Annotated in this window: 12 protein-coding genes and 1 tRNA gene; 6 read left to right on the top strand and 7 right to left on the bottom strand. The window is 71.8% G+C overall.

Annotated features, from left to right (window positions below; translation table 11 throughout):
* Positions 1–2: 2 nt before the first annotated feature.
* Both CP984_RS19825 and CP984_RS19820 read right to left on the bottom strand, forming a co-directional pair.
* Positions 3–1622 carry a DUF2252 domain-containing protein gene (locus CP984_RS19825; protein WP_030638549.1) on the bottom strand — a complete coding sequence of 540 codons (1620 nt, stop codon included), beginning with the start codon at positions 1620–1622 and terminating at the stop codon, positions 3–5.
* A 222-nt stretch (positions 1623–1844) separates the two neighbouring features.
* Positions 1845–3050 carry an ABC transporter permease gene (locus tag CP984_RS19820; RefSeq protein WP_030178720.1) on the bottom strand — a complete coding sequence of 402 codons (1206 nt, stop codon included), beginning with the start codon at positions 3048–3050 and terminating at the stop codon, positions 1845–1847.
* Between the two features lie 102 nt (positions 3051–3152).
* Here CP984_RS19820 and CP984_RS19815 point away from each other — a divergent pair, with 102 nt between their 5' ends.
* Positions 3153–3587, top strand: a complete 435-nt coding sequence (locus CP984_RS19815; RefSeq protein ID WP_030178714.1) for a MarR family winged helix-turn-helix transcriptional regulator — start codon at positions 3153–3155, stop codon at positions 3585–3587.
* Positions 3588–3675: 88 nt separating this feature from the next.
* Here the strand turns inward: CP984_RS19815 and CP984_RS19810 are convergent, their stop codons facing one another.
* Positions 3676–4038 (bottom strand): winged helix-turn-helix transcriptional regulator, encoded by a 363-nt coding sequence (locus CP984_RS19810; RefSeq protein ID WP_003978832.1) that lies wholly within the window; start codon positions 4036–4038, stop codon positions 3676–3678.
* A gap of 119 nt (positions 4039–4157) precedes the next feature.
* Here CP984_RS19810 and CP984_RS19805 point away from each other — a divergent pair, with 119 nt between their 5' ends.
* Positions 4158–4808 (top strand): FMN-dependent NADH-azoreductase, encoded by a 651-nt coding sequence (locus CP984_RS19805; protein ID WP_003978833.1) that lies wholly within the window; start codon positions 4158–4160, stop codon positions 4806–4808.
* Between the two features lie 135 nt (positions 4809–4943).
* On the opposite strand, the gene CP984_RS19800 is transcribed toward CP984_RS19805, so the two are convergent.
* The 3 genes from CP984_RS19800 to CP984_RS19790 form a co-directional block, all read right to left on the bottom strand.
* Positions 4944–5630, bottom strand: a complete 687-nt coding sequence (locus tag CP984_RS19800) for a response regulator transcription factor (RefSeq protein ID WP_003978834.1) — start codon at positions 5628–5630, stop codon at positions 4944–4946.
* An 85-nt stretch (positions 5631–5715) separates the two neighbouring features.
* Positions 5716–7527, bottom strand: coding sequence for a sensor histidine kinase (locus tag CP984_RS19795; RefSeq protein WP_226048678.1), 1812 nt, complete (start codon positions 7525–7527; stop codon positions 5716–5718).
* Positions 7528–7624: 97 nt separating this feature from the next.
* Complete coding sequence (locus CP984_RS19790; protein WP_003978836.1) at positions 7625–8830, bottom strand: MFS transporter; 1206 nt, start codon at positions 8828–8830, stop codon at positions 7625–7627.
* A 117-nt stretch (positions 8831–8947) separates the two neighbouring features.
* Here CP984_RS19790 and CP984_RS19785 point away from each other — a divergent pair, with 117 nt between their 5' ends.
* Positions 8948–9847: a LysR family transcriptional regulator gene (locus CP984_RS19785; protein ID WP_003978837.1), complete on the top strand. Its 900-nt coding sequence runs from the start codon at positions 8948–8950 to the stop codon at positions 9845–9847.
* A gap of 115 nt (positions 9848–9962) precedes the next feature.
* Here the strand turns inward: CP984_RS19785 and CP984_RS19780 are convergent.
* Positions 9963–10046: transfer RNA gene (locus tag CP984_RS19780), tRNA-Leu, on the bottom strand.
* 638 nt (positions 10047–10684) lie between these two features.
* Here CP984_RS19780 and CP984_RS19775 point away from each other — a divergent pair.
* The 3 genes from CP984_RS19775 to CP984_RS19765 all read left to right on the top strand — a co-directional run bounded on the left by CP984_RS19775 (position 10685) and on the right by CP984_RS19765 (position 13720).
* Positions 10685–11554 (top strand): FhaA domain-containing protein, encoded by an 870-nt coding sequence (locus CP984_RS19775; protein WP_030178708.1) that lies wholly within the window; start codon positions 10685–10687, stop codon positions 11552–11554.
* 10 nt (positions 11555–11564) lie between these two features.
* Complete coding sequence (locus CP984_RS19770; protein WP_003978839.1) at positions 11565–12092, top strand: FHA domain-containing protein FhaB/FipA; 528 nt, start codon at positions 11565–11567, stop codon at positions 12090–12092.
* A 128-nt stretch (positions 12093–12220) separates the two neighbouring features.
* A complete protein-coding gene (locus tag CP984_RS19765; RefSeq protein WP_030178705.1) occupies positions 12221–13720 on the top strand; it encodes a PP2C family protein-serine/threonine phosphatase in 1500 nt (499 codons plus the stop codon).
* The last annotated feature ends 17 nt before the right edge of the window (positions 13721–13737 follow it).

Here is a 13737-nt window from a genome sequence, read left to right as displayed (position 1 = left end):
GCTCAGACCCCCGTCTCCGCGGCTATCCGTCCCTTCCGGATCGCCGCGACCAACTCAGCGTGATCCGCCTCCGTACGATCCGCGTAGGCCACCGCGAAGTCGGCCAGCGCCTCGTCCAACGCGTCACCCTTGCCGCAGTACCCCGCCACCACACGTGGATCGGCACTGTGCGCATGAGCACGGGCCAGCAGGGCGCCCGTCATACGGGCGTAGTCGTCGATCTGGTCGCCGGGGAGGGCGGCGGGGTCCACGCTGCCCTTCCGGTTCCGAAACTGCCGCACTTGGTGGGGCCTCCCCGCCCCCGCCCCCTCCCCCCGCCTCCCGGCCCACCCCTCCCCCTCACCCAGCCCCAGCCCACCCCTCCACACATCACGCGCACCGCTACCGGCCCCACGCACGCCAGCCACCGTGCCAAGCGCACCACTACCGCCCCCACGCGCACCGGCCCCCGCGCCTCGCTCGGCGTCCCCCGCACCGGCCACGGCGCCCGCGCTCACGCCCGCTCCCTCGCCGCCCGCCCCCGGCTCATAAACCGTCGTCCACCCCAGCAAGCTGTCGCTGACGACCTGCATACGTCGCTGGCCGCTGACGATGCGTCGGCCCTCGTGGCCCGTCGGCGGAACAGGGAAGCCGGCCTTTTCCACGTACGGTGCCAGTGCTGAGCTGCGTGCCTCCTTCACCTGGAGTACCAAGGGTTCGCCGCGGTGGTCGAGCAGCAGGACCACGTAGGAGCGCAGGCCCACGCTTCCCGTGCCCACCACCCGGAACGCCACGTCCTGCACCTCGTACCTGGCCAGCAGCGGGAGCCGGTCCTCCGGCAAGGTGTCCAGGTAGCCGGTGAGCGATGCGGCGACGGCGGCGGCCTCCGCGTCCGGTATGCGGCGCAGTACGGGTGGGGCGTCCACGAAACGCTTGCCGCCCTCGGGTATTCGCTCGGTCGACTTCGCCGCGAAGCGCGCGCTCGTGTTCTTGCGCGCCTTGGCCACCACCCGCTCCAGCGTGCCCAGCAGGTCATGTGCGTCGGCGTACGAGACCAGTTGCTCGTCGGCTATCGCGTTCCAGGCGTCGGCGGCCGGCATGCCCGCGAGCAACCGCATCGTGCGCCGGTACGCACCGGCCGCGTCCAGGGCCGCTTCCCGGCACTGCTCCTCACCGGCCCCGGCCTCCCGGCCGGCCAGCACCAGCGAGGCCGCGAGGCGCTTCAGATCCCACTCCCAGGGCCCGTACAGCGTCTCGTCGAAGTCGTTGAGGTCCATCACCAGCTTGCCGCGGGCGTCGCCGTAGAGACCGAAGTTGCCGGCGTGCGCGTCACCGCATATTTGCGCGCCGATGCCGGTCACGGGGCTGTTCATGAGGTCGTACGCCATCAGCCCCGCGGAGCCGCGCAGGAAGGCGAAGGGGCTGGCCGCCATGCGCCCGACCCGTATCGGCACCAGCTCCGGGATGCGGCCGGCGTTGGACTCCTCGACCGTCGTCACCGCGTCCGGCCGCCCGGCGTCGGGCGTGAACCGGCCCTGTTCGGAGCGTGGTGTCCGCTCCCGGAGCGCCTTGCCGACGGTCTTCGGCGACGTCCCCCGCTCCTCCGGCCTGGCGAATCCCGGTACGTACGGCAACCGCGACATCGCGTGCCACCTCCCCCTTCGTTCCGTGCACCGATCCCGGACCTCGGTCGTCCGGCCGCTTCGGAACGCCGACAGAATCCCTTCGGCCTTCCGGTCGCCGGGGCGCTGTCTCCGCCGCGTGTCCACGACGGTACAGACAGGCCCCGCCTCGCGGCAGGGCCTGTGGATAACTCTCCGTGACGGGCCTGTGGAAAGCCGGGGCCCGTCCCGTACGCCGTCGGCTCAGACGCCGACCGCCTCTTCCATCTCCTCCTCGGCGGCTGCCGCGCTCTTATCGTTCGCGCTGGTCGCGGCGTGCGCCGGGCGGCGTTCCGGCACCGTCGCCGCCACCGCGGCAGCCGCCACGGCCGTCGCGTTCGCGGCCGCGTTGTCGGCCGCGCGCCGTCGGCGTGCCTCGGCCAGGGCCGCCACACCGACCATCACGAAGCCCACGACCAGCCACAGCACCAGCGTCCAGACGTGCCCGGCCAGCCCGTTGCCGTCGAAGTAGACATGGCTGCGGACGCCCTCCACGAACCCGGCGCCGTTCCAGAACGCGTGCAGGGAGGCGAAGAACCCGTTCTGCAGCTCGGGGCGGAAGACGCCGCCCGCCGAGGTGAAGTTGAGCATCACGAACAGCGCCATCACGCCCAGCGTGGTCCAGCGCTTGAGGAACGTGTGCAGCCCGGTGCCGATCAGCAGGATGCCCGCCGAGTACAGCCAGGCCATGCTCCACAGCCCCCACAGACCGTGGTCGACGAGGTGGAAGACCGGCCCCGCGAACAGCGTGCCGAGGATGCTGACCACGAAGGAGGTGCCGGCCGCCAGCATCGCGCGCATCCGGATCGGCAGTACGGCACCGGCTCCGCCGATCACCGCGACCGACGCGTACGAGCCGATGCTGATCGCGACCATCAGGAAGAAGAGCCCCTGGGCCGTCGGGTCGTCCTCGGCCGGCGGGGCGACATCGGTGACCTTGAGCGGCACGCCCTGCTGGGCCGCGACGGGCGTGAAGATCTTCTGCACCACGGACGCCGTGGTGTCGGATCCGGCCGTCGCGACCACGAGCTCGGGCGCCGGCTTGCTCCCGCCGCCCTTGGCCGCGGTGCCGGACGGCGCGGCGCCGGTGGCGCGCGTGTCCATCACATACGCGCCGAAGATGTCCTGGTGCTTGAGCTGGTCGACGGCCTCGGCCCGGCTGCCGACGGTACGTACGTCCAGGCCACCGTGTGCCTTGTCGTTCATCGACTGGGCCAGCACCTGCGTCTGGGGGCCCGATCCGACCACCGCGACCGGCAGGTGGTGCGGCTCGGGGTGGGCGAACGCGCCCAGGTAGGCCAGGCCCATGCCGATGCACATCAGCAGTGGGGTGATCAGGTGGGTGAGGACGTGCCGCAGATCGGCTCGGTGATCAGGGCGGTGGTGGTCGGGAGGTCGGACCGAACTCATGCGTGGTGCCTTCTCAAGCTAGTCGCTCAGCTTCGAGTAGTTGGCTTATACAACCCTCATTTCACGTTGTACTATACAACTACTTCAACGAAAGGCAAGCACGTGGCTCGCAGAGACGCATCCGTCGAGACCATCCAGCAGGAGATGACCGCGTTCGCCCGCCGGGCTCGCGCCACCGCCGCCCGCATGCACCCCGAGTTGTCGCTCGTCTCGTACACGCTGCTGGCGCACCTCGATGACCAGCAGGGATGCCGCGCGACCGACCTCGCCGCGCACTACCTCCTGGACAAGTCCACGGTCAGCCGGCAGATCTCCGCCCTGGAGAAGCTCGGCTTCGTCGAGCGCCGCGTCGATCCGGACGACCACCGCGTCCAGGTGCTGCACCCCACGGCCAAGGGCGCGCAGGTGCTGGCGAACGTGACCGCCAGCCGCCGCCAGGCGTTCCACGAGCGGCTCGCCGACTGGGACGAGGAGGACCTGGACCGCTTCGCGACCTACCTGCTGCGCTACAACGCCGCCCAGGCACGCCACGGCTGAAGCCGCCCGTCACCGGACCTCGCACATGCCGGGCGTACGACATCTCCCGCGCGCCGTACGCCCCGCCACCCCACCCCCGGAAGCGCGATCACTCCCGGAAGCGCGCCGGACACTTCCCGCCGTCCGCGAGGTATGTCTCCGCCCACCGGCCCAGTTCCTTGAGCGCGGGCTCCAGCGCCCGGCCCGCCTCGGTCAGCCGGTACGAGACGCGCAGCGGCGGGCCCCCGTCGACCTCCCGTACGACCAGACCGGCCGCGGCCAGTTCCGTGAGCCGGTCCGAGAGCATGCGCTCGCTGATGCCGGGCACCGCGCGGCGCAGCTCGGCGAAGAACACCGGCCCCTCCAGCAGGACGGACACGATCAGGCCGGTCCACCGCTTGCCGAGCAGACCGAAGACCCGCGCCATGCCGGTGTCGACCTGCCTGCAGGTGCCTTCCCCGTGATCCGTCATGTGACCAGCGTACTGCCTTACCGTTGGGTACTGCAGAAAAGTAAGCTACTGTGTTAAGCATAGGAACGCACGGAACTCTTCATCAGGCCGCGCATCGGCCGCGAACGAAGGACCGCCCCATGGCCACGCTTCTGCACCTCGACTCCTCCCTGTTCACCACCGATGGATCCGCTTCCCGCGCGGTGACCGCGGCCTTCCGCGAGGCATGGGAGGAGGCGCACCCCGGCGGCACCGTCATCTACCGCGATCTCGCCGCGAACCCGCTGCCCCACCTCGACGCCGCCGGCTTCTCCGCCGCCTTCGCCGACGCGGACGCCCTGACCCCCGAGCAGCAGACCGCGTTCGCGCGCCGTCTTGAGCTGGTCGAGGAGTTGGAGAAGGCGGACGCGGTCCTCATCGGCGCCCCGATGTACAACATCACGATCCCCTCCACGCTCAAGGCATGGCTGGACCACATCATCATCATCGGCCGCACCGCCGGTGAGGAGTCGTCCATCAAGGGCAAGCCGGTCACCGTCGTCGCCAGCCGCGGCGGCTCGTACAAGCCGGGCACGCCCCGCGAGGGACTCGACTACGTCGAGACCTACCTGCAGGCCGTGCTGGGCACCATGCTCGGCCTGGAGGTCGACTTCATCGTCCCCGAGCTGACGATGGCGCCCAGCAACCCCGCGATGTCGGAGCTCATACCGCTGTACGAAGCCTCCCGCGACCAGTCCCTCCAGGAAGCCGCCGAGAAAGCCAAGGCCCTCGCCGCACGCCTCGCCGCCTGACGGCACCCCACCACCCACGGCCCGGCCCGAGAACAGGCCGGGCCATCGGGCGTACCGCCCCGGGCCATCCGACGTCCAAGCGCGCGGTACCCGGCGCCGGTCCGGTCGTCAGCCGTACGGCCGAAGGGCCGCCGCCTAGCCCCCCAACCCCGCGTCCCGGGCCAACAGCGCCGCCTGGACCCTGTTCTCGCAGCCCAGCTTGGCCAGAATGCGGCTGACGTACGTCTTCACCGTCGCCTCGCTCATGTGGATGCGCTCGCCCGCGTCGGCGTTCGACAGCCCCTCACCGAGCAGGGACAGCACCTCCATCTCCCGTTCCGTCAGGACCGAGAGCCGCTGTGCGGCCTCCTGGGCTCGCCGTGCCGTACGGGTCGCCGCGCTCTCTCCGCCGACATCGCCGGCGCGTGCCACCAGCGAATCGGCCACATGCCGCGTCGCCACCGGTGACATATAGGCATGGCCGTCGGCCGCGGCGCGCACCGCGCGGATCAGCTCGTCCGGCGCGGAGTCCTTCAGCAGGAAGCCCGCGCTGCCCTCGCCCATCGCGCGCAGGACGTTCTCCCGCTCGCCGAACGTCGTCAGGATCAGGGCCGGTACGGACGGCGCCGCGCGGCGCAGTTCGGCCAGCGCCGTCAGCCCGTCCATCACCGGCATCTGGATGTCCAGCAGCACCACATCCGCACCGTGGACGCGCGCGGCCTCGACCGCCTCCCTGCCGTTGCCCGCCTCCGCCACCACCGAGATGTCCCCGGCCGAGGTGAGGATCATCCGGATACCGGCCCGGATGAGCGGCTCGTCGTCGGCGACGATCACCCTGATCACTCGTACTCCCGCACCGGCTCGGTCGGTCTCTCCCACGGACAGCGCCATCATCCCCCCATTCCCGCGCCGGTCCGTCCGGCCGCTCTCAGGCCCTCCCCATGAAGGTCCGCTTCTCCACCAGCTTCCCGTCCTTGAAACAGAACCGGAACGCCTTCTCCTCGTCCCAGTCCCCCGACGTCTCCGTGGACGCGAAGGTCTCGCAGCTCGCGCCCGCCGGCTTCGCGGGGCCCTGGGAGTTCAGATCGCTGTTCACGAACGACCCCGGCGGCAGCTGCTCGCGCACCTCGGCCTCCGCCTGGCCGACCCGCAGCTGCTCGTACGTGTCCGGCGAGACCGAACCGTCCTCCATCGCCTTGAACAGCTCCACCATCCCCCACGCCGCCAGCACCCCCAGGACCACGACCACACCCGCCGCCAGGCCACACCCGACGGCGAATCCACGGTGCCGAGCCTCCCCGCGGAACATCGCCGCATCCGGAGCCGCGTACACCCGGGACCAGTCGATGACCGGCTGACCGCCCTTGCCGACACGCACGGCGGGCCGTCCGCGGGCCGGGTCCGCGGATCCGTCGCCCGGCCCGGTCGCCCAGGCCGGTTCCATCGCGGCCGGCGGCAGCACCGGCTCCGCGGCGGTCGCCGCCACCGTCACCGGCCCGTACGGCAGCACCCCGGCGAGCCGGAAACCGCCGTCCGGCAGCGGACCGCTGTGCACCATGCCGCCGACCAGCCGGGCCCGCTCCCGCAAGCCCGTCAGCCCCTGCCCGCCACTGACCTCGGGACCGGCGGCCGACCCCGGCGGCACCGGCCCGTTGACCACCTCGACCAGCAGCGAATCCGGTTCGTACCGCAGCGCCACCGTCACCGGCGCACCCGCGGCGTGCTTGTGCGCGTTCGTCAGCCCCTCCTGCACGATGCGGTACGCGGCCCGGTCGACGGCCGGCGCCAGCGCGAGCGGCTCCCCGGAACGGGAGACGGATATTCGCGCGCCCGCGCCACGGGACGCCTCGACCAGCCCGTCCACCTGGGCCACCCCGCGCTGCCCCGCATCCGGAGCCGTACCGGCACCGATCGCCGGAGGCACCGCCGCGTCCTCCGTCTCGTCCCGGAGCAGGCCGACCACCTCGCGCAGCTCCCGCATCGCCGCCACCGATGCCCCGCGCAGCACACCGACCGCCTCCCGCTGCTGCGCGTTGAGCGCGGAGTCCACCTCCAGCGCGCCCGTGTGCACGGCGATCAGGGTGAGCTGATGGCCCAGGCTGTCGTGCATGTCCTGCGCGATGCGCTGCCGCTCCCGCAGCTGCGTCTGGCGGGCGATCATCGCGTTCTCCCGCAGGAGTTGCGTGCGCTGGGCGTGCAGCGTGTCCACCAGAGTGCGGTGCTGGGACCAGTACCGACTCGCTATGCCGGGCATCGCGACTATCGCCAGGAAGGACACCGCCAGCACCATCAGCTTCTCCGGCGACACCCGCGGCAAGTCCTGCACCACGGGCACCGCCATGCTCATCACGAGCGCCACCGCGAACACCACCAGCGCCCGCGCACTGCCCGCGATCCGCCGCCCGGCCGACCAGCCCGCCACGATCAGCAGCGCCGATATCCCCACGAACAGCCAGCTCAGCGACGCCGCGAGGATCAGCACCGCACCGGGCAGCGCGCGGCGCAGCGGCGCGAGCACCATCACCGCCACGGTCACCAGCCACGTACGGGCCTCGCCGCTGCCGGCGATCTCCTCCGAGCCGAGGGCGATCAGCCCGAGCAGCAGGGCCAGCAGCAGTTCGCCGAAGACGCGGTACGGCGGCCACTGCTCCCTGCGGACCAGGCGCCGCCACGCCCGCCCGCCCGCGGCCCGGACCGCCGCGCCCCGGGCCGCCACCTGTGCTTTCCCCGTGATGTTCACGTACCGAGCGTAGGAAAGACCCACCGACCGGCACAGTCATCGTTCGTCGCTCGCTGCCGCGACGAAAGTCGCTGATCCCGCGAGCCGGCACCGCACCTCACCGCGACACCGCCCCCGGCCCCCGCCCCGCCGCGACCGCCACCAGCGCCCCCGCGGCCAGCGCGCCCCCGAGCCACAGCACCCCGGTCAGCCCCCACCCGTCCACGGCCCGGCCCCCGCCGAACGCACCCAGCGCGATCGCCGCGTTGAACACCCCCACGAACAGCGCCGACGCCGCCTCCCGCGCCCGCGGCGCCACCGCCATCAGCCACGTCTGCGTACTGACCGACACCCCTCCGTACGCCAGCCCCCACACCGCCAGCAGCGCCACCGCCCCCGGAACACCCACTCCCAGCAGAGGCACCAGGAGCACCGCCCCGGCCAGCACCCCGCTGATCACCAACAGCGTGCCGCGCGGCGACCGCCCCGCCCCCACGCCCCCCACGAAGTTCCCGGCCACCCCGGCCGCCCCGTACACCAGAAGCAGCGTGCTGATCACCCCGGGCCCCACCCCGGACACCTCCTCCAGTACCGGCCGCACATACGTGTACGCCGCGAAATGCCCGCCCACCAGCAACGCCACCACGATCAGCCCGGTCCGCACCCGCGCGTCCCGGAACAGCCGCAGCACCCCGTCCAGCCGTACCGCCCCCTCGGCCGGCAACGGTGGCAGCAGCATCGCCAGCGCCACCGCGACCAGCGCCGACAGCGCCGCCACCACGGCGAACGCGGCCCGCCAGCCGCCGAATTGCCCGATCAACGTCCCCGCCGGCACCCCGAGCACCGACGCGACCGCCACCCCACTGAAGATCAACGACGTCGCCGCGGCCACCGACCGCGCCTCGACCAGCCGCACCGCCAACCCCGCCGCGAGCGCCCACACCCCGCCCATCCCCACCCCGACCAGCACCCGCGCCACCACCATCACCCCGAAATCCGGCGCCCAGGCGGCCAGCAGATTGGCCGCCGCCAGCATCGCCAGCAGCCCGCACAGCACCCTCCGCCGGTCCGCCCGGCCCACCGCCAGCGTGAGCACCGGCGCCCCCACCGCCGCGACCACACCCGTCACGGTGAGCGTCAGCCCCGCCGTACCGTCCGTGACCCCCAGCGCGCCTCCGATGGGCGTCAACAGCCCCACCGGCAGCATCTCCGACGTCACCACCGTGAACGTGGCCGCCGCCAGCGCCCCCACCGCGGCCCATCCCGCGCCCCTGCCCCGCCGCAACGCGCCGTCGCGGCCCGCCGTTTCCTCGATCGTCGTCATGCACCCCAGCCAATGCGCAGCCGCTCGCGGGAACAACGGCGAACAGCTCACGCTTCCATGAGCGTGGCTCATCGATCCCGAAGTACCCGGAGTACCCCACCAGCCCGGCGCGACACCGTGCCCACCACCGCCGGCGGCCTGGAGATCCGTGAACTGGAGTGTTTCCTCGTCCTCGCCGAGGAACTGCACTTCGGGCGCACCGGCGCACGCCTCTACGTCTCCCAGAGCCGGGTCAGCCAGCTCCTTCGCGCCCTCGAACGCCGCGTCGGCGCCCGCCTCGTGGAACGCACCAGCCGCCGGGTCCGCCTCACCCCGCTCGGTGCGGACTTCCTCGCTGCTCTGCGCCCCGCCTACGAAGCGCTGCGCGGCACGGTCGACGCCACCATCGCTGCCGCCCGCGGCATCGAGGGCCGGCTGCGCATCGGCTTCCAGGGCACCGCCGACGACCTGATCATGAAGGCCATCGGCACCTTCCACGCCCGGCGCCCCGGCTGCGCCACGGAGATCGTCGAAATCCCCCTCCAGGACCCCTTCGGCCCACTGCACCGTGACGAGGTCGACGCCGCCGTCGTCCTGCTGCCCGTGGAAGAGCCCGGTCTCGTACTCGGCCCGGTCTTCTCCAAGCAGCAGCAGACGCTCGCCGTCTCCGTACGCCACCCCTTCGCGTCCCGTACGCGCCTCGACGCCGAGGACCTGGCCGACGGCCCCCTCATCACCGTGGAGGGCCCGGCCCCCGACTACTGGCGCTACGCCCAGGCCCCCACCAGCACCCCCGGCGGCCGCCCCATCCCGCCCGGGCCCGCCGTCCGTACCCTCCAGGAGGGCTTGACCCTGGCCGCCGCCGGCCGCGGCGCGATGCTGCTCTGCCGGCCCACGGCCGACTACCACGGCCGCCGCGACATCACCTTCGTACCGGTCGACGGGCTCCCGGACTCCGCACTCGGACTTCTCTGGCACCAGGATCGCGAGACCGCGCGCACCCGCGCCTTCAGCGCGGCCGTCACCGATGTGACGTAGCCCTCACCGGTGCTTTTCGGTCAATGAGCGGCGGGGCCGCCGAAGCCCGGAACGCCGGGATCGAAAACAACGAAAGACCCCCGGTCCGGGAATCCCGGACCGGGGGTCTCATCTGTGCGCGAGGGGGGAGTTGAACCCCCACGCCCTTTCGGGCACTGGAACCTGAATCCAGCGCGTCTGCCTATTCCGCCACCCGCGCATTGGGTGTGTCGTCAGATTCTTTCGCCTGATCCGGACCGTTCCGCCCGGGTCTTGCGCTCTCGCCTGCCGACACCCAGAACATTAGCACGCTGTCCGGGGTGCAATCACATCCGTTCTCCGGAGCCCGCTTCCGACGCCTTACGAGGCGCCCGTCCGCGAACCCGGCGCCCCCGCCTGCCGGTCTCCCGGCCACGGCATCCCCGCCGCGCCGACCGGCCCACCCGCCACGGCGACGCGGCAGCCCGGCCGGCCCGGCCCGTACGGGGCACCGCGCGCCGTGCCCCGCCCGGTCGGTGAACCCGGCGGTTGCGGGACACTGTGAGTGGGGCACATCTACGATCGCAGTGCCATCGCAACGCCGGCGCGGTCACATCGCGAAGCCATCGCGGTACCGCGGCCCGCCCCGGGGCGGTGACACAGCACGATTCGCCACGGCGGCACCGCGACCCCATCGCGGTGGCACCGGAGTGACGCACCGGCAAGCAGGCGTGAGCAACCTTGTGAGGGGCGACACTCGTCCTCACGGCGGGAAAGGGGAACCAGCCGATTTCCCGGCGCGTGGATACGATCAGTAAGCAGTATCAGGACGACCCTGTCGAAGACCGACCTGACGAAGACTGAGGAAGGAGGTGCCCCGTGGGAGTACTGAAGCGCTTCGAGCAGCGTCTCGAAGGTCTCGTCAACGGCACCTTCGCCAAGGTGTTCAAGTCCGAGGTGCAGCCCGTTGAGATCGCCGGCGCGCTCCAGCGCGAGTGCGACAACAACGCCACCATCTGGAACCGCGACCGCACGGTCGTCCCCAACGACTTCATCGTCGAACTGAGCACCCCCGACTACGAGCGGCTCAGCCCGTACAGCGGCCAGCTCGGAGACGAGCTCTCCGGCATGGTCCGCGACTACGCCAAGCAGCAGCGCTACACCTTCATGGGCCCGATCAAGGTGCACCTGGAGAAGGCCGACGACCTCGACACCGGCCTGTACCGCGTCCGCAGCCGCACCCTCGCGTCCAGCACGTCCCAGGAGCACCCGGGTGCCGCCGCCGCGGCACAGCGCCCCACCGCGCCCCGGAGCAGCCCGTCCGGCCCCGGCGGCCACGTGGGCCCGCCCCCCATGCCCACCTCGCCGCCCGCGTCCCGGACAGGGGCGCCGGGTGCCGGTGCCCAGCCGGGCGCGGCTCCCGAAGGCTGGTACCAGAACCGGGGCGCGGCGGAGCGGAGCGGCGGACAGACACGGCGCTGGATCGAGATCAACGGCAACCGCCACCAGATCTCCCGCCCCACGCTCGTCCTGGGCCGCAGCACCGACGCCGACGTACGCATCGACGACCCGGGAGTCTCCCGCCGGCACTGCGAGATCCGCGTCGGAACGCCGCCGACGGTCCAGGACCTGGGTTCTACCAACGGCATCGTGGTAGACGGACAGCACACCACCCGCGCTACGCTCCGCGACGGCTCGCGGATCGTCGTGGGCAGTACCACCATCGTTTACCGGCAAGCCGAAGGGTGAAGCGGGGGCAATGTCAGAGCTGACCCTCACGGTCATGCGGTTGGGTTTCCTCGCCGTACTGTGGCTGTTCGTCATCGTGGCCGTCCAGGTCATCCGCAGCGACCTGTTCGGCACGCGCGTCACACAGCGCGGAGCCGCCCGCCGCGGCGGCCAGGAGGGGCGCGCGCAACAGCGCCAGCAAGCCTCCCCGCCGCAGCAGCGCCGCCAGGAAGGCGGCCGCGGCAACAACCGTCAGCGCCGCGGCGCCCCCACAAAGCTGGTGGTCTCCGAGGGCACGTTGACGGGCACGACCGTCGCCCTCCAGGGGCAGACCATCTCTCTGGGCCGCGCGCACGACTCCACGATCGTGCTGGACGACGACTACGCCTCCAGCCGGCATGCCAGGATCTACCCGGACCGTGACGGCCAGTGGATCGTCGAGGATCTCGGGTCCACCAACGGCACGTATCTCGACCGGACCCGACTGACGACCCCGACACCGATTCCGCTGGGAGCCCCGATCCGCATCGGCAAGACCGTCATCGAGCTGCGGAAGTAGTGCTACGTCATGAAAGAGCGCGAGCGGAGCGAGCGAGCCGCGGCGGTCCACTCGACGGACCCGAGCGTGCTCCCGACCGGAGGGTGGGCACCGTGCGGATGTACCCCGAGCCGACGGGCGAGGTGCGTATGAGTCTGTCACTGCGCTTCGCCGCCGGATCGCACAAGGGCATGATCCGGGAGGGCAACGAGGACTCCGGCTACGCCGGCCCCCGCCTGCTCGCCATCGCCGACGGCATGGGCGGCCAGGCCGCCGGCGAGGTCGCCTCCTCCGAGGTGATCTCCACCCTCGTCCAGCTCGACGACGACGTCCCCGGCTCCGACATCCTCACCTCCCTCGGTACGGCCGTCCAGCGCGCCAACGACCAGCTGCGCGTCATGGTCGAGGAGGACCCGCAGCTGGAGGGCATGGGCACCACCCTGACCGCCCTGCTGTGGACCGGGCAGCGGCTCGGCCTCGTGCACGTCGGCGACTCCCGCGCGTACCTGCTGCGCGACGGCGTCCTGACGCAGATCACGCAGGACCACACCTGGGTGCAGCGCCTGGTCGACGAGGGCCGCATCACCGAGGAGGAGGCCACCACCCACCCGCAGCGCTCCCTGCTGATGCGCGCGCTGGGCAGCGGTGACCACGTCGAACCGGACCTGTCGATCCGCGAGGTCCGGGCCGGCGACCGCTATCTGATCTGCTCCGACGGCCTGTCCGGCGTGGTCAGCCACCAGACCCTCGAAGACACCCTCGCCAGCTACCAGGGCCCGCACGAGACCGTGCAGGAACTGATCCAGCTGGCGCTGCGCGGTGGCGGCCCGGACAACATCACCTGCATCGTCGCCGACGTCCTGGACGTCGACGCGAGCGACACCCTCGCCGGCCGCCTCAACGACACCCCGGTCGTCGTCGGCGCCGTCGCCGAGAACCAGCACCAGCTCAGCGACCCCAGCACCCTGCAGACGCCGGCCGCCCGCGCCGCCGAGCTGGGCCGCCACCGCGACGCGTCGCAGGCCGCGCCGGACGGCGCCTTCGGCCCGCCGGGCAGCGGCGGCAACGACGTCGCAGGCCCGCCGCAGGGCTCGTTCGGCGCGTTCACGGACGAAGACTTCCTCAAGCCGGAGCGCCGCGGCGGCAGATGGATCAAGAGGTCGCTGATCATCGTGCTGGCGCTGGCCGTCGTCGGCGGCGGGCTGTACGCGGGCTACCGCTGGACGCAGACGCAGTACTTCGTCGGCGCCAAGGACGATCACGTCGCGCTCTACCAGGGCATCAGCCAGGATCTCGCCTGGATCAAGCTCAACAAGGTCGACGAGGACCACCCCGAGATCGAACTCAAGTACCTCCCCGTCTACCAGCGCAACCAGGTCAAGGAGACCATCGCCGTCGACAACCGCGGCCAGGCGATCGAGAAGGTCACCGAACTGGGCAACCAGGTCGGCGCCTGCCGGTCCAAGGAGCAGCGGGAAGCGGCGGAGCGCAAGGCGGCGGAGGAGCGCAAGAAGGCCGAGGAAGAGGCCCGCAAGAACAAGGGCAAGCCCGGGAAGCCGGCGGCCCCGACGCCCACTCCCACCACCAGCCAGACGCCCCCCTCCGAGGAGCAGCAGAAGCTGGAAAAGAATTGCAGCACCCAGCAGTGAGGGCGTAGGGGGCCGTA

This window comes from Streptomyces rimosus (genome assembly GCF_008704655.1).
Lineage (GTDB): Bacteria > Actinomycetota > Actinomycetes > Streptomycetales > Streptomycetaceae > Streptomyces > Streptomyces rimosus.
This window is presented reverse-complemented; position numbering and strand designations above follow the sequence as displayed.

Coding starts and splice junctions, on each gene's coding strand:
- CP984_RS19770 (WP_003978839.1), top strand. CDS start 11,565: ATGTCAGAGCTGACCCTCACGGTCATGCGGTTGGGTTTCCTCGCCGTA.
- CP984_RS19765 (WP_030178705.1), top strand. CDS start 12,221: ATGAGTCTGTCACTGCGCTTCGCCGCCGGATCGCACAAGGGCATGATC.
- CP984_RS19825 (WP_030638549.1), bottom strand. CDS start 1,622: ATGTCGCGGTTGCCGTACGTACCGGGATTCGCCAGGCCGGAGGAGCGG.
- CP984_RS19820 (WP_030178720.1), bottom strand. CDS start 3,050: ATGAGTTCGGTCCGACCTCCCGACCACCACCGCCCTGATCACCGAGCC.
- CP984_RS19790 (WP_003978836.1), bottom strand. CDS start 8,830: ATGACGACGATCGAGGAAACGGCGGGCCGCGACGGCGCGTTGCGGCGG.
- CP984_RS19805 (WP_003978833.1), top strand. CDS start 4,158: ATGGCCACGCTTCTGCACCTCGACTCCTCCCTGTTCACCACCGATGGA.
- CP984_RS19810 (WP_003978832.1), bottom strand. CDS start 4,038: ATGACGGATCACGGGGAAGGCACCTGCAGGCAGGTCGACACCGGCATG.